This window comes from Cupriavidus plantarum, from assembly GCF_905397285.1.
In the GTDB taxonomy this organism is placed as follows: domain Bacteria; phylum Pseudomonadota; class Gammaproteobacteria; order Burkholderiales; family Burkholderiaceae; genus Cupriavidus; species Cupriavidus plantarum.
The window spans coordinates 69,492-85,453 of record NZ_CAJPUX010000012.1 but is presented as its reverse complement, the minus strand read 5'-3'; the positions used below and the strand labels follow the sequence as shown (position 1 = coordinate 85,453).

The window sequence follows — 15,962 nt, the reverse complement described above, 5'->3', positions numbered from 1 at the left end:
CGCTACTGCAGGCGCGGCCACGGCAACGGGCGGCGCGGGCGGTGCGCAAACCAGCGTGGCAGGCGCGGGCGGCGCGGGCGGTACGGCGACCAACGGCAGCGCAACGTCCACCGCTTCCAACGGCAGCGCCACGGCCGGTGCGGGCGCGGTAGGTGCCTCGTCGGGTACGGGCGGTGCGGGCGCCGCGGGTGGCGCGGGCATGGGCGGTACGGGCGGCGCGGGCAACGGCGCGGTCGGTGGCGCTGGCGGCAGCGGCGGCTACAACGTGGTCGATGCCGGCTCGTTCAACATGTCCAATGCCATGACCAGTGTCGGTCAATCGGCGGCGGGCATCATGATCGCCAACCAGAACAGCGGTATCTCTTCGCTGGTGCAACAAAGCGTCAACGTGCAGGCGAACCTGTCTGTCGGCCGCTAAAGCGTTCTGACAGGGACCGTCACGCCGCGTGTTCGAAACGCGCGCGTGACGGTTCGGCTAGAAGAAGCCAGACGTTCCATCGCACGGGGCCGGATGGGGCCGCGCGCGTGGATCTAGGAGACGCACCATGCGATCGCATCGCTTTGCCGTCATCACCGTGACGGCCCTGCTGGCCTGGCCAGCGCTGCATGCTACTGCCGGTCCGCCAGACGACGCGGCGGCGGCAACCCGGTCAAACCCGTTCGGCGCGACCGCGCGGGCGGTGTCCACCGAGAAACTCGAAGGCGTGCGTGGCGGCGCCGAGACCGTCGTCAACGACATGAAGCTGCACGGCACCGTTGCGGACAACGCCGCGATCAACGTCCGATCGGGCAGCAACGCGATCGCCGACGGTTCGTTTGCAAACTCCGCGGGTTTGCCGACCGTGATCCAGAACACCGGTTCGAACGTGCTGATCCAGAACGCAACGATTCTCAACGTCCAGTTCAAATGAAGACGTTCGCGATCGCGATTGCGGCTTCGGCTGCGACCCTCGTGGGAGCGCTCGCCGATGCGCGCGCCGACACGATCCAGCTGCCCGGCCAGAACGGCAACGTGTACACGGTGCCGGTGACGAGCCTGCGCGAAGCGCGCTTCCGCACGACTATCCGGCAGCAGTTCGATTTCAGCTGCGGCTCCGCCGCCGTGGCAACGCTGCTCACCTACCAGTACAACTATCCCGTGAGCGAGCAGGTCGTGTTCGCCAACATGTACGTGAATGGCGACCAGGCCAAGATACGCGCGGAAGGATTTTCGCTGCTGGACATGAAGCGCTTTCTCGAATCGCGCGGCTTCCTTGCGGATGGCTACGAGGTGCCGCTGTCGAAGCTCGAGGAAACGCAGGTCCCGGCGATCGTGCTGATCGTCGAGAACGGCTATCACCATTTCGTGGTGGTGAAGGGAGTCAAGGGTAATCGCGTGCTGATCGGAGATCCGGCACGCGGCACGCGCGCGCTCGAGCGTGAACACTTCGAACGGATATGGGACAGCAACCTGCTGTTCGTCATCCACAACCGCACCGAGAACGCCCGCTTCAATCTCGCGTCCGACTGGCGTGTCGCGCCAACGGGACCATACTCAATGGGAGTCAACCGCGACAGTCTGTTCTTCACCGTCATGCCCAAGCATGGCGCCAGCGATTTTTGAGGAACATCATCATGGTTCAGACAACCGCATCACACGCGCCATGCCGCGCGGCGCTTCCGGCCGCCGCAGCTGTGCTGCTTGGCGCGGGACTCGCCTGTGCCGGCAACGCGCACGCGAGCGACGACGGGACGGAGGCCGTCATCCCCGGCCTTGCCGCGTCGTCAGCATCGATGGGCGAGGCCGTTGCCCCGCCGATCGACGTCGCCGTACCCGTCGCCGTGGCATTGGCCGAGCCAGCCGCGGCGCCCTTGCCACCGCCGCAACCTTCATTACGCGAGACGCGCAATACAGGCGATACCCGCGCCCGTCATGACGCGCTCGCGTTGATCGCGGCCGTGGCGGAGGACCCCGCGGCACGGCCCGCCGCGCGCCGCGCCCAGGACGAGGTCGCCAGGGCCATGGACCTCGCCGAGCGCGACCCCGCTCAGGTCACGCATGCGCGCAACGACATGGCGAAATGGAAACCGGTCGCCCACGCGAAGCTCGACGAGGCGCGTGGCGGCTTCGACGTCGGCGGCCTGCAGGTCGGCTTCGGCATCGATCGCGCGGTCTACGTCAATGGCTCGCTCGCCGTTGCCACCAGCATCTCCATTCCCGATGTCAGCCGGATTACCGCGGCACAGGCCGCGCAGCTGCAACAGGCGCTAGGGGGTGTTGCGGCCGCGGTCGCGCAGGCGAACACAGCCGCGAACGGCGCGGTCGCCGCGGCAAACGCGGCGGCAGCCGATGCGCGCGCGCAGGCGGGGCAGGCTGGCGCGGCCGCGCAGGCCACCGCCGCCGGCGCGGTGGCGGCCGCGACAGGCTCCGCGGGCAGCAGCGCGTCCGCGAGCAGTGGACCCGCGACAGGGGCGTCGGCCTCGGCAACGGGTGCGAACGGACTGCCCTCGAGCATCGTGGCCACCGCGACCGGCTCGGTCACGACCAATGGCTTGTCGAACGTCGTGCAGAACGGCGGCGGCAATCGCGCGAACTTAAGCGCCAACGTAGGTGCGATGGCGAACATGCCAGCGACCGTCATCCAGAATACGCTCAACAACCAGAGCATTCAGAGCCTGATGACGATCAGCGCGAGCGTGAATACGCTCGCCGCCTTCCGTGCGCAAGTCGCCAACACCGCCTTGAATAGCGTGATTCAGCGCATGAGGTAATCGTCCACTCGATACAGGCCAACAGGTTGCGGGCTCCTGACCGATCAGCCCGCCGTCCCGGGGGAGGAAGACGTCATGAAGAAGCGTTCGCTGCAGGGCATCGGCTATGCCGGCTGCTCGACGATGCTGCTGCTCGGCGGCCTGGGCCAGGCCCAAACCGCGCCAGACAGTGGTCCGCCAGGCGTGGCCAGGCTCGAAAGCCTGCAGCGGGAACTGCAGGAACAGGCCAGGCAGCTCGAACAGATGAAGCGCGCGCTCGCGGAGCAGGAGGCCACCATCCGCGAACTGCGCAGCGTGATGACCAACGAATCGCTCGCGCGCAGGCGCGGCGGCCAGCGTACGCCGAGCGATGCGGCGACGAACGCCGCCGCGGCCGGCGCGGGGTCCAGCGCTACCCAGATCAACAACACGGTGCAGCAAGGCATGCAGGCGCAGCAGGACGCGCCGCAGGCCGTGCAGCCGGGCCGTCAGGGCAGTGCGCAGGGCGCGCAGCCCGGCGAGTCCCTCGCGGGCCCCGCAGTCGATGAACCCGTGGGACGTCCACCCGAGTCCGATGGCCGCCCGCCCGAGATCGCGCCGATCTTCGATCAGCCGGGCGTATTGACGCCGCAAGGCAAGATCGTCGTCGAACCGAGCTTCCAGTACGGCTACTCCTCGAGCAACCGCGTCGCGCTGGTCGGCTACTCGGTGATCCCGGCTGTGCTGATCGGCCTCATCGACGTGCGCGAGGTCAAGACCACGACGTACCTGAGCGCGGTGGCGTTGCGCTACGGGATCACGAAGCGGCTCGAGATCGAAGCCAAGGTGCCCTACGTGCATACGAGCGGGCAAACCGTCAGCCGCGAGGTCTTCACGGGGACCGCCGTCGACAACGTCTTCAACGCGAGCGGCAGCGGCCTTGGCGACGTCGAGGCAACGCTGCGCTACCAGCTGAACTACGGCAACGAGAAGATGCCGTACTTCATCGGCTGGTTCCGCTACAAGTCGAACACGGGCAAGGATCCGTTCGAAGTCGTGACGGACTGCGTGACACGCTGCGTCAGCAACACCACGGGCACCGGCCTGCCGCTCGGCCTGCCGACCGGCACGGGTTTCCAGGCGGTCCAGCCGGGGGTGACGTGGCTGCTGCCGACCGACCCGGCCGTGTTCTTCGGTACCTTCAGCTACCTGCACAACTTCGCGCGCGACAACATCAGCCGCACGGTGCTGAACGGCGAGAAGGAATTCCTCGGCAAGATCTCGCCGGGGGACATCTTCCAGTTCAACTTCGGCATGGGCCTCTCGCTGAACGAACACGCATCGTTCAGTATCGGCTACGACCAGAGCATCATCTGGCCGACGAAGCTGAACGGTCAGACGATTCCTGGCTCGGTGAGGATCACGCAGGGCACGCTGCTCGTTGGCTATTCGTATCGCTTCAACCAGCGCTACACGCTCAACCTGTCGGTGGGCGCGGGTCTGACGCGCGATACGCCGGACCTGACGGTGACATTGCGGCTGCCGATCACGTTCTGACCGGTGTGATGTGCGAGGGGTGATGCGTGGCGCGCTTGCGTGGCTACCATCACCCTTCGGTTCGTCTGCGCCTTGCGCTTGCCAGGCCGACGGCGTACAACGGATCTAACCGTCCCGCACGACGGATGACCTCATGCACGGGGGCGGCCTGACCGAGGAGCATAGCCATGCGCAAAAGAATCTTCTGGTTACTGCCCGACCTGCCCAGTGCGCGCCGCACGATGGATGACCTGCTGCTCGCGCGCATCGAAAATCGCCATATCCACTTCGTCGCGCGCGACGGCACCGACATGACGGGGCTGCACGAGGCCAATCTTTTCCAGACCTCGGACATCGTGCACGCGGCCGAGATGGGATTGATGGTCGGCGGCGCCGTCGGTATCGTGGCAGGCGTGGTGGTCGCGATGTTCCCCATCGTCAGCGATACGCCGCAGTGGGGCCTCGTCGGCGTGCTCGCGGTCCTGGGCGCGGTGTTTGGCGCATGGGCGTCGAGCATGATCGGCAGTTCCGCGCCGAACAGCCGCCTGCGCGCGTTCGAGCGCGACATCGAGGACGGCAAGTTCCTGCTCATGGTCGACGTCCCGCGCGGCCGCGTCGAGGAAGTCGAGGCATTGCTGCGTACCACGCATCCGGAGGCCCGCTTCGGCGGACTCGATCCCGCCGTTCCCGCCTTTCCCTGACCCTTTCCGCCATCGATGTTGCGTCGCGGGGTGTACCGCGACTGCAACATCGCGTTTGCACCTTCTCACTCGTTTGCGGTAATTTGTGGCTCGTGGCGGCGCGTCATGCAACGTGACGCGCGCCGCGCGCAGCGGAAAAATTATTAAACACGCAGGCGTTTCGCGCCAACTGTGGCGCGGGAGGGGTCAGACAATGAGCGCATCATGGATGGCGCGGGGCATGCTTGCCGCCGCGCTGGGGTTTGCCATACATACCGCCAGTGCGGAGCCTGGCATCGGCCGGAACACCATCCGCATCGGACAGTCCGCGGGGGTCACGGGCCCCGTGGCCGGATCGGTTAAGGAACAGATCGCGGGCGCGCATGTGTACCTGAGCACGGTCAATGCCGCGGGCGGCATCCATGGCCGCAAGATCGAACTGGTCACGTACGACGACGGCTTCGACGCGAAACGCACGCCGGACAATGTGCGCAAGCTCATTCAGGAAGACAAGGTGTTCGCGCTGTTCATGGTGCGCGGCACGCCCCAGAACGAGAGCATCCTGCCGATCATCTCGGCCGAGAAGGTGCCGTTGGTGGCACCGCTCACGGGGGCCATCACGCTGCACCGTCCGGTCAACCGCTACGTGTTCAACGTCCGCGCGAAGTATCAGGATGAAGTCGCGCGCGCCATCAACCACCTCGCGACGTCCGGCATGACGCGCATCGCCATCTTCTATGCCAACGACGGGTTCGGACAGGACGTGTACGAAGGCTTCACCACCGCGCTGCAGGCGCGTGGCGTGCAGCCTGCTGGCGCGGCGTCCTATGCGCGGCCGATGGGCGATATCGGGCAGGGCGTGGCCACGCTGAACAAGGCCAATCCGCAGGCCGTGCTTGTGATCGGCTCGGGCAACGAGGCGGCGCGAGTCATTCGCGAGATGAAGCGTGCGGGCAGCCAGGCGCAGTTCGTGACCCTCTCGAACAATGCGGCGGACTCGTTCATCAAGGACCTTGGCGAGGACGGCCGCGGACTCATCATCACGCAGGTGGTGCCGGGCACGAACTCGAGCCAGATGACGCTGGCCAGCGAATACCGCAGCCTCGCGCGGCAGCAGAGCGTGGAGCCGACCAATGCGGGCATGGAAGGCTTCATGTCGGCGAAGGTGCTGGTCGAGGGCCTGCGTCGTGCCGGTCCGGACCCCACGCGGGAGAAGCTCGTCGCCGCGCTCGAAAACCTGCGCGACTACGACCTGGGCGGCATCCTCATCAGCTACAGCGCGACGCGGCATACGGGGTCGTCGTTCGTCGAGATGTCGATCGTCTCGTCGACGGGCAAGCTGATTCGATAGAGGATAGAGGCTTCACGGAGTGCGCGGATGCGCTGCGGTATAGTTGCCCGATGGCAACTTCCCATGCCGCTCAGGCCGTGCTTCCCGTGTCGACTTCCACTTCCACGCATCCGTTCTCGCTGACCGGCCGCGTCGCCCTTGTCACCGGCGGCGCGCAGGGCCTTGGTCAGGCCATCGCGGCAGGGCTCGCAAGCGCCGGCGCGCACGTGCTCGTCTGCGCGCGCAACGCGGAGCGCGTCGCGCGGACCGTGGCGCAGTTGCAGGCGGAAGGGCTTGCCGCGGAAGCGCTGGTGCTCGACATCACCGACGAGGCCGCCGTGGCCGAGGCCTTCGCGCGGATCGGCGCCGCGCACGGCCGGCTCGATATCCTGGTCAACAACGCGGGCGCGCGGCATCGCAATTCGATGGAGCACCTGGACGCGGGCCATATGCGCGCGATGCTCGAAACCAACCTCGTCGCACCCTATGCGCTGTGCCGGCATGCGTCCGCGCTGATGCGCCGCCATGGCTATGGCCGCATCATCAACGTCACGTCGATCGCCGGGCAGGTGGCGCGCGCGAACGATGTGCTGTATCCCGCGACCAAGGGCGGACTCGATGCGCTGACGCGCGCGATGGCCGCGGATCTTGGCAGGCATGGCATTACCGTCAATGCCATTGCTCCGGGATACTTCGCCACCGAACCCAACCGCGCGATGGTTGCGGACCCGGCTAACGCGGCGTGGCTGCAGCAGCGGACGTCGCTGGGCCGCTGGGGGGAGCCGTCCGAACTCGCCGGCGCGGCGGTGTTCCTCGCTTCGCCGTCAGCGTCCTACGTGACGGGACAGGTCATTGCCGTCGACGGCGGTTATCTCGGCCACTTCTGACGCAGCATGTCGATCATCGCCGCCGCGGCCGAAGAGTCGCCGCGCTCGCGGAGCCGCACGAGGCAGATGTCACGCACGAGCTGAGGCATCTGCATGGGCCGGATGGCGAGCGTCTCGCGGCGGAACTGAAACAGGGCCAGCGCGGGCACCACGGAGATGCCGAGTCCCGCTTCCACGAGCGCGGCCACTGTGGCCAGATGCTCGACTTCCATGACGCCATTGAGTCGCAGCGGGTGCAGGGCGGCATCGAGGTGCTGTCGCACGCTGCTCGTCCGTGAGAGCTGGATGAACGGCAGACCGGCGAGGGCCTGGGGCGCGATGCGGCGCTTGCGGGCGAGCGGGTGGTCGGCGCGGCAGACGAGGTGGAAGTTGTCGTGCACCAGCGGCTCGATCCGCAGATCGGCGTCCTGCGCGGGGGCGGGGGCCAGCGCAAAATCGGCCTGTCCGCGGCGGACGAGGTCGATGCAGCCATCGGCCAGCTGGTCGTGGAGCTCGAGCGCGATGCCGGGGTATTTGGCGTGGAAGGCGGCCATCAGCGGCGGAAGGTCGCCTGCGGCCAGCGACGGCAACGCGGCAATCGCCACGCGGCCTTTGCGCCGTTCGGCGTGATCGCGCAGATCGGCAAAAGCGGCCTCGAAGTCGTCCAGCAGCCGCCGGGCGACCTCTTCGAATCGCCGGCCATCGGCGCTGAGTTCGACATGGCGCGTGGTGCGTTCGAACAACCGGATACCGGCCTGCTCCTCGAGCGTCTGCACGAGCGTGCTGAACGCCGATTGCGATAGATGACACGCTTGCGCCGCGCGCGTGAAGTTCCGATGCGTCGCGAGCGCGACGAACGCCCGCAGGTGCCTGACCGAGATGTTCATGGAGGTCTGCTTCTATCCAACAAACCGATAGATTAATCCAAATAATCCATTTTCTGGAACACGCGAAGCGGGCCTAGAATGCAAGCGCCGTCATTCCACCCGAGGCACCCCATGACCGTCTCCCTGCTGATCGGCTCCGGCGCCGGTTTTTCCGGCGACCGCACCGATGCCGCGCTGCCCGTGGTTCGCACGATGATCGCCGCCGGCGGCCCCGCCGCGCTGATTTTCGAAACGCTCGCCGAACGCACGCTTGCCCTCGCGCAACTCGCCCGCCGCCAGGACCCCGACCATGGCTACGAGCCCTTGCTCGACCAGTTGCTGTCTCCGGTGCTGGCCCTCTGCCTGAAGCACGGCATTCCCATCATCGGCAATTTCGGTGCCGCCAATCCCCGCGCCGCCGCTCGCCGCATCGCCGCCCTTGCCGCCGAACTCGAACTGCCGGCGCCGCGCGTGGCAGTCGTCGAAGGCGACGACCTGTCCGACGACAAAGGCCGCACCCTTCTGCGCGACCGCGTCGGCGAAAGCTTTCCCGAGGCCCGCTTCGTCTGTGCCAACGCCTATATCGGCGCCCGCGGCATCGCGGACGCGCTGCGCGAAGGCGCGCAGGTCGTGGTCTGCGGCCGCGTCGCCGATCCCGCCCTCGCCGTCGGCCCCGCCATGGCCCATTTCGGCTGGGCCTGGGACGACTGGAACCGGTTGGCCGCCGCGACGATGGCGGGCCATCTGCTCGAATGCGGCGCGCAGGTCAGCGGGGGCTACTTCGCCGACCCCGGCATGAAGGATGTGCCCGATGTCCACGCCGTGGGCTTCCCCATCGCCAGACTCGACGACGACGGCGGCATCGAGATCTTCAAGGCCGACAACACAGGCGGCTGCGTCGACCTCCGCACGGTCAAGGAACAACTGCTGTACGAGGTCCACGATCCCCGCGCCTACCTCACCCCCGACGTGGTCGCCGACATCGGCGGAGTCACGGTCGAGCAGATCGGCAAAGACCGCGTGGCCGTCCGCAACATCCGCGGCCATGCCCGCACGGACACCCTCAAGGCGAACCTGTTCTACCAGGGCGGCTGGATCGCCGAAGGCGAGATCTCATACGCCGGCCCCAACGCCGCGGCCCGCGCGCGTCTCGCCGCCGACATCGTTCGCAAGCGCATGACCATGCTCGGCTTCGACGCGCACATCCGATTCGACCTCATCGGCGTGCTAAGCGTATTCGCCGACGATGCCGGGACAATGCTCGCGAGCGCGCAGCCGGGCGAGGCCGACGCACAGGACGTACGCCTGCGCGCCGCGCTCGTGCACGACGACAAGGCCGTGGCCCAGGCCCTGCTGCGCGAGGTCAACACGCTATACACCTGCGGTCCGGCAGGCGGCGGCGGCGTCCGCACCGCGCTGCGCAGCCGCCTGAACGCAATGTCGTGCCTGGTGCCGCGCGCGGCGGTGTCCCCGACCCACACGTTCGTCGCCTGATCGAAAGAGCCCGTCATGACCTCGCCGACCACCCCCCTGTACTTGCTCGCCCACGGCCGCACGGGCGACAAGGGCGACCGCTCGAACATCAGCGTCATCGCCTATGACGCGCGCGACTTCGACCACCTCGTGGAACATGTGACCGAAGACGCCGTGCGCGCGCTGTTCTCCCACCGCAACCCCACGACCGTGACGCGCTATCTCGTGCCGTCGCTGCAGGCGATGAATTTCGTCATCGACGGCGTGCTGGATGGCGGCGTGAACGATTCGCTCAATCTGGACACGCACGGCAAGGCCCTGGCGTTCCTGCTGTTGCGGATGCCCGTGCCCGTACCGCCGCGAATGGCTGGCGGGACCTGAACCCGCCGCCACACCCATAACGAATTCACCCGAGGAGACCAAGATGTACGCATTTCCCAAGCCGCTCGCGCTCGCGGCCGCTACGCTCGCTTCGCTGATGCTGCCGATGGGCAGTGCCTGGGCCGACTATCCCGACAAGCCCATCCGCTTTGTCGTGCCATTCGCGGCGGGCAGCGCCACCGACCAGCTCGCACGCGCGATCGGCCAGGCCGTCACGATGGACACGAAGGTCACCGTCGTCGTCGATAACAAGCCCGGCGCCAACGGCTTCATCGCCGCGACGGACGTCGCCAAGGCGAGCAACGACGGCTACACGGTGCTGATCACCACGAACACCACGCACGCGGCCAACGAGCACCTGTTCAAGAAGCTGCCGTACGACCCCGTCAAGGACTACTCGCCGGTGGCCGCCCTCGGCCGCGGCGGCCAGATCATGGTCGTCCACCCGTCGCTGCCGGCCAAGACCGTCGGCGAGTTCATCGCGCTGGCCAAGAAGGAGCCCGGCAAGCTGAGCTTTGGCAGCGGCAGCTCGTCGTCGCGCATCGCGGGCGAACTGTTCCAGCAGATGGCGCACGTGGAACTGCTGCACGTGCCATACAAGAGCAACCCGCTGGCGATCACCGACCTGCTCGGCAACCAGATCCAGATGATGATCACGGACACGGCCACGGGCCTGCCGCAAGTCAAGACGGGCAAGCTGCGCGCGCTGGGCGTGTCGAGCAAGGCGCGGTCGCCGCTGGCGCCGGACGTGCCGACGATCGACGAAGCGGGCGTCAAGGGCTACGAGATGAGCTACTGGTTCGCGGCCTACGCGCCGGCGAAGACACCGCCGGCGGTCGTGGACAAGCTCAACGCGATGCTCGTCAAGGCCGCAAAGAGCGAGACCGCGGCCAGCTTCTACCAGACCACCGGCACCGAGGTGTTCACGAGCACGCCGGCGGAACTGGCGAAGTTCCAGGGGCAGGAATCGGCGAAGTGGGGCCGCATCATCAAGTCCGCCAATATCCAGCCGGAATAAGCGGACTTTCGCCACGCAGAAACGGGTACGCTCGCCCATTGGGTACGTTCACCCATTGGGTAAGCTCACCCTTTTGCGCCGGCCTACTTCTTCAACCCGAGCCGATAGTCCACGGCATACGGCAGCTTGCCCGGGCTCGACGCCGTCACGGGCTGCGACAGCTTGGTGAACTCCGATTCGCCCAGGGCGGTGAGTCCACCGAGCTGCGCCGCGGTCTTGCCATTGCTCACCAGCGCATCCGGCGAGAGCGCGACCATGGCCGTGGCCGCGGTCCGCACGGCGGCCAGATAGCTCGCGGTGTTGTCTAGGTTGACGGTCTTGAGATCGATCACCGTCCGCAGCCAGTCACCCCAATAGAACTCGGTGAACTCGCTCGCGTCGGACAGCTGCGAGTAGCCGATGTCGCGCGTGAAGTAGACCAGCGAGCGATACGGATCGTTGCCCAGGCCGTTCGACAGGCCCAGCGCGCGCGGCAGATCGGCCGGATAGACCGGGCGGTTGTCGGGGTCCTTGAGCCAGACCAGCTTGCGCTCGCGCAGCGTGCGGAAGAACGTCGCGCGGTTCAGGTTCATCAGGTTGTCCTGCACCTTGATGTAGGCCTTGGACTGCGGGCCGCCCGTCGGCGCTTCCGTCATGGTCGTGAAAGCGTGATGGCCATCGGTCAGGTACGGCTCGCCGTAGGGACCGACAACCAGTGTCTTCATGTCCTGCGGCTTGTTGCCTACGACCTGCGTGCAGCCGAACGACGTCAGGTCGTCGATGCGCGCGGTGGTCAGGTTCAGGTTCTTCTCGCTCTTGTTCTGACCATTGTTCTCGCACGCGTCGTCGAAGTTCTTGACGGGATCCTTCGCATAGCGGCCGAGCTTGTAGTAGATCTGGTCCCGGCCGATCGCGGGCTGCGTCGGACGCAGGTCGCGCAACGTCACAAGCAGGTTGTCGCCGGCCTTGGCATTCACGTACGTTGCGATGGCCGCGGGTTGCGGCAGCGGCGTGCAGACGGCCGGCAGCAGGCGCTTGCTGCCGGGTTCTCGACGCACCTGATAGGCGGTCTTCGTGCTGACCGGTAGCAGCGTCAGGGTGCCGGTGGCCGGCTGGCTGGCGACCGTGGCCTGCCACGTACCGCCGATCAGGCCGTTGGCCTTGATGCCCGCAACGGCGTTGTAGGTCAGCGGCACATCGACGGGCACATTGTCCGCGGCAAGCGTGCCGCCGGTCACGGAGACGATGTTGCGGCGCGTGCGGCCGGTGAAGGCGTCGTTGGCGTCGAGCTCGGGCTCGGCGCAGACCCAGTCGCCATCGATCGCATTGGCGGGCAGCGCCACCGCGGTGCGCACGACCCAGTTGCCGAACGTGTCGTTCGCGCCGGTGCCCGGTTCGTCGACGAACAGCGCGACCTGACCGGTTTGCCGGCCGACGAATACGCGGCCGACTTTCGCGCCCGCGAGCGTTAGCGTGTAGGCGCCCGGATAGCGCGTCTGGTCTGCGTCCGCGGTCAGGCTGCCTGTCTGCCCACCCGCGCAGTCCGCCGCAAAACCCTGGCCCGCGCAGACGCGCACGCTGCCATCGGCGGCAATGTTCAGCTGGCCGGCGGACGCGCCCGCGCCGGTCTGGCGCAGGAAGGCATACGTTCCCACGATCTCCGACAACTGCGCGCCGCGATTCGCCGCGCTGATATAGCCCTGCAGCAGCGTGCCATCGCCAAGCTTCACGTTGGGCACCTTGCCCAACGCGCCGGACAGCACGCCCTCGTCGAGGGAGAAAGAGAAGGTGATGGCCGACGCCGCCGTGGCCAGCGCCGCCGGCGCGTCGCTGCCGGCCGTCAGGCCCGACACGCGATAGGTATTGCTCGCCTGGTCGAGCACGTACTCGCCGACGAGGCTGCCCGCAAGGCCAACGCGGGAGTCGAGGAAGCGCACCGTCAGTTGACCGGGCGCGGGCTGGTCGAGCGTGACGGAGAGGGTGTCGCCGAAGCTGACCGCGCCGACATAGGTCGTCCCGCCGGCCAGCGGCTTGACGGTGACGGTCTGGCCCGGCTGGCCGCCATTGCCGCCATTCCCACCGGTGCTGCCCGTGCTCGGGGTGGCGACGGTGGCGCCATCGCCGTCGCCCCCGCACGCGGTGAGTGCAAAGGTGGCCAGCGTGAGCAGGGCCAGGCGGGTCAGCCGGAGCGGTTCCCTCGAATCGCGTGTCATCGTTATTGTCCTGTTGGTCGTGCCGGTGGCAGCTTGTCGCGCGCCAGTCTAGGGAGGCCCGATGACGAGCATGTGACAGCCTGATCACCTCCGAAGACAGCTTGCGCGCGGAAAGCGATCATTTTTTCGCCTAGAGTGACTGGATCGGGACAAGATGAAACCCGCCATGGAGACCGCGATGAAAACAGCCTTGAGGAGCCAGCCGGGGCGCCCGCCGTGCATGTCGCGCCGCACGGTCTTGCTGGCGGGCATGGCGCTGGTGGCGACGAGCGGGATGGCCCGGGCTCAGGCGCCGGCTGGCAAGGCGCGCATCGGCGTGATCGGCGCCGGCCGCATCGGCGGCACCATCGGCGGGCTATGGGTCAAGGCCGGCCATCCCGTGATGTTTTCATCGCGGCATCCCGAGGAACTGAAGGCGCTCGCGGACAAACTCGGTCCGCTGGCCCAGACCGGCACCGTGGCACAGGCGATCGCGTTTGCCGACATCCTGCTGCTGGCCGTGCCCTATGGCGCGGTGCCGACCATCGGCGAACAGAACGCCTCGGCCTGGCGCGGCAAGACCGTGCTCGATGCGACGAATGCGATCGCCGCCCGCGACGGCGCGGTGGTGGAAGAGGTGCAGCGCAACGGCATCGGCGCGACAACGTCGAAGTACTTACGCGGCGCGAAGATCGTCCGGGCGTTCAATTTCACGGGGGCGACCGAGTTCGCGAAAGAGAGCCATCGCAGCGGCGCGCCGCTGGCGGTGCCTATTGCCGGCGACGACGCCAGGGCGCTGGAGGTGGCATCGCAGCTCGTGCGCGACGCGGGATTCGAACCGGTGGTAGTGGGCGGGCTCTCGACGGCCGATCGCTTCGCGCCGGGCGGCAAGCTGTTCCGTCAGATGGGCACCGCGGAGGAATTCCGTCGGGCGATGGCGCAGTAGCGATCGCCGCCTAGAGCGGCCGACGCTCCATCGCCACCATCGACGGGCTGAAGCCAAGCTGCCCGAAAAACGCGGCCTCGGACGAGCGCGCGGCCCGGAGGACCCAGGTGATATCGGGATCGTTGCCCATGATATGGCGCATCAGCGCGCGGCCCACGCCCCGGCGGCGATACTGCGGGGCGACGGCGATCATCGAGATATAGCCGTTGGAGATGTCGTCGCACAGCGCGCGCACGAAGCCCACGACCTCGCCATCTTCCACGGCCACGGCCACGCGCTGCGAGTTGGCGATCAACTGCGCGAAGCGCTCGGCGTTGCCAACCCGGTGGTCCCACCCGTTCGCTGCCAGCAATTGCCTGGCAGCCTCGACTTCCACGGGTAACGGATTCCGGATTTCCATCAGCGCTCCTTCTGAATGGCGACAGAGTGTAACGAGCGCTAGCCATCGCGTCAAACTGGCATGGTGGCGACATCGCGAGGTATGATCGTCTGCATGAACGCTGCCATCTACTCCTCCGCCCATCCGGCCGATCAGCTGGCCGAGTTCTCCGACGCCGAGAGCGCGCTCGCGCGCATCCGCGAAATCTACGACAGTTCCGTCGCCGCGGTGCGCGCGCGTTTCGAGGCATTCGCGCGCGGCGAACCGCTGCCGTCGGCGGCACACGCGTGCTACCCGTACCTCGGCGTCTCCGTCAATCTGGAAACGATGGTGACCGACAGCCGTCCCGCATGGGGTACGGTCGCCTATCCCGGCGTGTACGGCACCACCGTGACGCGGCCCGACCTGCTGGCCGATTATTACCGCGACCAGATCGAGCGCCTGATCCGCTATCACCGCGTGCCGGTGGTGGTCGGACTGTCACGGCGGCCGATTCCGCTGCCGTTCGTGATCGAGGCGTCGACCACCGACATCAGCTACACGCAGGCCCGCGAACTCGAGGCGGCGTTCGTGCTGCCCGAGCTTTCCCGCATCGACGACTCGATCGCCAACGGCACGTACGAGCCCGTTCCCGGCGAGGCCTGGCCACTCTCGCTGTTCCCGGGCGAGCGCGTGGACCTCGCACTGCAGCGGCTGTACCACTACACCGGCACCGCCCCCCAGCACTTTCAGCGGTTCGTGCTGTTCACGAACTATCAGCGCTACGTCGATGAGTTCGTCGCGCTGGGCCGCTCGCTGATGGCGAGCGACGGTGGCGACGGTTATGTACGCTTCGTCGAACCCGGCGACATCACACAGGAACTCGGAGGGAGCGCGCCGGATGACGCCGCGCGACCGCGCGCGTTACCGCAGATGCCCGCCTACCACCTCGTGCGCGAGGACAAGCTCGGCGTCACCCTCGTGAACATTGGCGTGGGACCGTCGAACGCGAAGACCATGACCGATCATCTCGCCGTGCTGCGTCCGCACTGCTGGCTGATGATCGGCCACTGCGGTGGCCTCCGCCGATCGCAGCAGCTGGGCGACTACGTACTCGCGCACGCATACGTGCGAGACGACCACGTGCTCGACCACGACCTGCCGCCATGGGTACCCGTGCCGCCGATCGCCGAGATCCAGGTGGCCCTGCAGGAGGCCGTGGCGCGCGTGACGGGTTTGTCGGGCAACGAGATGAAAACGCGCATGCGCACCGGCACCGTGGTATCCACGGACGACCGCAACTGGGAGCTCAAGTCGAAGGCGCTCTACGCGCGCTTCAACCAGTCGCGCGCGATTGCCATCGACATGGAAAGCGCGACGGTGGCGGCCAATGGCTTCCGGTTGCGCGTGCCGTATGGCACGCTGCTATGCGTTTCCGACAAGCCGTTGCACGGCGAACTGAAGTTGCGCGGCATGGCCAACGCGTTCTATCGCCAGCGCGTGAGCCAGCATATGACGATCGGGCTGGAGGCAGTACGCATCCTGCGAGAGAGCGGCGTGGAAGCCCTGCACTCGCGCAAGCTGCGCAGCTTCGACGAGCCCGCCTTCCGGTGAACCCGCCATGCTGA

General features: G+C 67.2%; 15 protein-coding genes and 1 pseudogene. 13 read left to right on the top strand and 3 right to left on the bottom strand.

What is annotated here, in order from left to right; all coding sequences use genetic code 11:
- From KHP16_RS26665 to KHP16_RS26630, 8 genes and pseudogenes are all read left to right on the top strand, one after another.
- Positions 1–418: pseudogene (locus tag KHP16_RS26665) on the top strand (hypothetical protein); the annotation flags it as partial.
- A 127-nt stretch (positions 419–545) separates the two neighbouring features.
- The gene (locus KHP16_RS26660) at positions 546–911 is read left to right on the top strand and encodes a hypothetical protein (protein WP_109584801.1); all 366 of its coding nucleotides are present in this window, start codon (positions 546–548) and stop codon (positions 909–911) included.
- Complete coding sequence (locus tag KHP16_RS26655) at positions 908–1,603, top strand: C39 family peptidase (RefSeq protein WP_109584802.1); 696 nt, start codon at positions 908–910, stop codon at positions 1,601–1,603. The genes KHP16_RS26660 and KHP16_RS26655 overlap by 4 nt, the downstream gene beginning before the upstream one ends.
- A gap of 11 nt (positions 1,604–1,614) precedes the next feature.
- A complete protein-coding gene (locus KHP16_RS26650) occupies positions 1,615–2,751 on the top strand; it encodes a hypothetical protein (RefSeq protein WP_211961473.1) in 1,137 nt (378 codons plus the stop codon).
- 75 nt (positions 2,752–2,826) lie between these two features.
- Positions 2,827–4,266, top strand: a complete 1,440-nt coding sequence (locus KHP16_RS26645) for an acetate kinase (RefSeq protein ID WP_109584804.1) — start codon at positions 2,827–2,829, stop codon at positions 4,264–4,266.
- A gap of 167 nt (positions 4,267–4,433) precedes the next feature.
- On the top strand, positions 4,434–4,946 hold the full coding sequence (locus tag KHP16_RS26640; protein ID WP_211961472.1) for a DUF1269 domain-containing protein: 513 nt from the start codon (positions 4,434–4,436) through the stop codon (positions 4,944–4,946).
- Between the two features lie 193 nt (positions 4,947–5,139).
- Positions 5,140–6,276: an ABC transporter substrate-binding protein gene (locus KHP16_RS26635; protein WP_211961470.1), complete on the top strand. Its 1,137-nt coding sequence runs from the start codon at positions 5,140–5,142 to the stop codon at positions 6,274–6,276.
- A 50-nt stretch (positions 6,277–6,326) separates the two neighbouring features.
- Positions 6,327–7,142, top strand: coding sequence for an SDR family oxidoreductase (locus KHP16_RS26630; RefSeq protein ID WP_121492752.1), 816 nt, complete (start codon positions 6,327–6,329; stop codon positions 7,140–7,142).
- On the opposite strand, the gene KHP16_RS26625 is transcribed toward KHP16_RS26630, so the two are convergent.
- A complete protein-coding gene (locus tag KHP16_RS26625; protein ID WP_109584808.1) occupies positions 7,124–8,008 on the bottom strand; it encodes a LysR family transcriptional regulator in 885 nt (294 codons plus the stop codon). The genes KHP16_RS26630 and KHP16_RS26625 overlap by 19 nt on opposite strands.
- A gap of 111 nt (positions 8,009–8,119) precedes the next feature.
- Here KHP16_RS26625 and KHP16_RS26620 point away from each other — a divergent pair, with 111 nt between their 5' ends.
- Genes KHP16_RS26620 through KHP16_RS26610 form a run of 3 tightly spaced genes read left to right on the top strand, consistent with a single transcriptional unit; the run spans position 8,120 to position 10,859 of the window.
- Positions 8,120–9,481 (top strand): acyclic terpene utilization AtuA family protein, encoded by a 1,362-nt coding sequence (locus KHP16_RS26620; protein ID WP_115954986.1) that lies wholly within the window; start codon positions 8,120–8,122, stop codon positions 9,479–9,481.
- Positions 9,482–9,496: 15 nt separating this feature from the next.
- Positions 9,497–9,841 carry an AtuA-related protein gene (locus tag KHP16_RS26615; RefSeq protein ID WP_109584810.1) on the top strand — a complete coding sequence of 115 codons (345 nt, stop codon included), beginning with the start codon at positions 9,497–9,499 and terminating at the stop codon, positions 9,839–9,841.
- Between the two features lie 43 nt (positions 9,842–9,884).
- The gene (locus KHP16_RS26610; RefSeq protein WP_109584811.1) at positions 9,885–10,859 is read left to right on the top strand and encodes a Bug family tripartite tricarboxylate transporter substrate binding protein; all 975 of its coding nucleotides are present in this window, start codon (positions 9,885–9,887) and stop codon (positions 10,857–10,859) included.
- 83 nt (positions 10,860–10,942) lie between these two features.
- Here the strand turns inward: KHP16_RS26610 and KHP16_RS26605 are convergent, their stop codons facing one another.
- Positions 10,943–13,051 carry a ParB/Srx family N-terminal domain-containing protein gene (locus KHP16_RS26605; RefSeq protein WP_244836058.1) on the bottom strand — a complete coding sequence of 703 codons (2,109 nt, stop codon included), beginning with the start codon at positions 13,049–13,051 and terminating at the stop codon, positions 10,943–10,945.
- Positions 13,052–13,301: 250 nt separating this feature from the next.
- On the opposite strand from KHP16_RS26605, the gene KHP16_RS26600 reads away from it, so the two are divergent.
- The gene (locus KHP16_RS26600; RefSeq protein ID WP_244214839.1) at positions 13,302–13,976 is read left to right on the top strand and encodes an NADPH-dependent F420 reductase; all 675 of its coding nucleotides are present in this window, start codon (positions 13,302–13,304) and stop codon (positions 13,974–13,976) included.
- A 10-nt stretch (positions 13,977–13,986) separates the two neighbouring features.
- Here the strand turns inward: KHP16_RS26600 and KHP16_RS26595 are convergent, their stop codons facing one another.
- Positions 13,987–14,376: a GNAT family N-acetyltransferase gene (locus KHP16_RS26595; RefSeq protein ID WP_109584813.1), complete on the bottom strand. Its 390-nt coding sequence runs from the start codon at positions 14,374–14,376 to the stop codon at positions 13,987–13,989.
- A gap of 81 nt (positions 14,377–14,457) precedes the next feature.
- Here KHP16_RS26595 and KHP16_RS26590 point away from each other — a divergent pair, with 81 nt between their 5' ends.
- Entirely contained in the window at positions 14,458–15,948 is a 1,491-nt protein-coding gene (locus KHP16_RS26590; RefSeq protein ID WP_109584814.1) for an AMP nucleosidase, read from the top strand.
- The last annotated feature ends 14 nt before the right edge of the window (positions 15,949–15,962 follow it).

Excerpts from the sequence above, each read along its gene's own strand:
- KHP16_RS26660 (WP_109584801.1), top strand. The coding sequence starts at position 546 with ATGCGATCGCATCGCTTTGCCGTCATCACCGTGACGGCCCTGCTGGCC.
- KHP16_RS26655 (WP_109584802.1), top strand. The coding sequence starts at position 908 with ATGAAGACGTTCGCGATCGCGATTGCGGCTTCGGCTGCGACCCTCGTG.
- KHP16_RS26650 (WP_211961473.1), top strand. The coding sequence starts at position 1,615 with ATGGTTCAGACAACCGCATCACACGCGCCATGCCGCGCGGCGCTTCCG.
- KHP16_RS26645 (WP_109584804.1), top strand. The coding sequence starts at position 2,827 with ATGAAGAAGCGTTCGCTGCAGGGCATCGGCTATGCCGGCTGCTCGACG.
- KHP16_RS26640 (WP_211961472.1), top strand. The coding sequence starts at position 4,434 with ATGCGCAAAAGAATCTTCTGGTTACTGCCCGACCTGCCCAGTGCGCGC.
- KHP16_RS26635 (WP_211961470.1), top strand. The coding sequence starts at position 5,140 with ATGAGCGCATCATGGATGGCGCGGGGCATGCTTGCCGCCGCGCTGGGG.
- KHP16_RS26630 (WP_121492752.1), top strand. The coding sequence starts at position 6,327 with ATGGCAACTTCCCATGCCGCTCAGGCCGTGCTTCCCGTGTCGACTTCC.
- KHP16_RS26625 (WP_109584808.1), bottom strand. The coding sequence starts at position 8,008 with ATGAACATCTCGGTCAGGCACCTGCGGGCGTTCGTCGCGCTCGCGACG.
- KHP16_RS26620 (WP_115954986.1), top strand. The coding sequence starts at position 8,120 with ATGACCGTCTCCCTGCTGATCGGCTCCGGCGCCGGTTTTTCCGGCGAC.
- KHP16_RS26615 (WP_109584810.1), top strand. The coding sequence starts at position 9,497 with ATGACCTCGCCGACCACCCCCCTGTACTTGCTCGCCCACGGCCGCACG.
- KHP16_RS26610 (WP_109584811.1), top strand. The coding sequence starts at position 9,885 with ATGTACGCATTTCCCAAGCCGCTCGCGCTCGCGGCCGCTACGCTCGCT.
- KHP16_RS26605 (WP_244836058.1), bottom strand. The coding sequence starts at position 13,051 with ATGACACGCGATTCGAGGGAACCGCTCCGGCTGACCCGCCTGGCCCTG.
- KHP16_RS26600 (WP_244214839.1), top strand. The coding sequence starts at position 13,302 with ATGGCGCTGGTGGCGACGAGCGGGATGGCCCGGGCTCAGGCGCCGGCT.
- KHP16_RS26595 (WP_109584813.1), bottom strand. The coding sequence starts at position 14,376 with ATGGAAATCCGGAATCCGTTACCCGTGGAAGTCGAGGCTGCCAGGCAA.
- KHP16_RS26590 (WP_109584814.1), top strand. The coding sequence starts at position 14,458 with ATGATCGTCTGCATGAACGCTGCCATCTACTCCTCCGCCCATCCGGCC.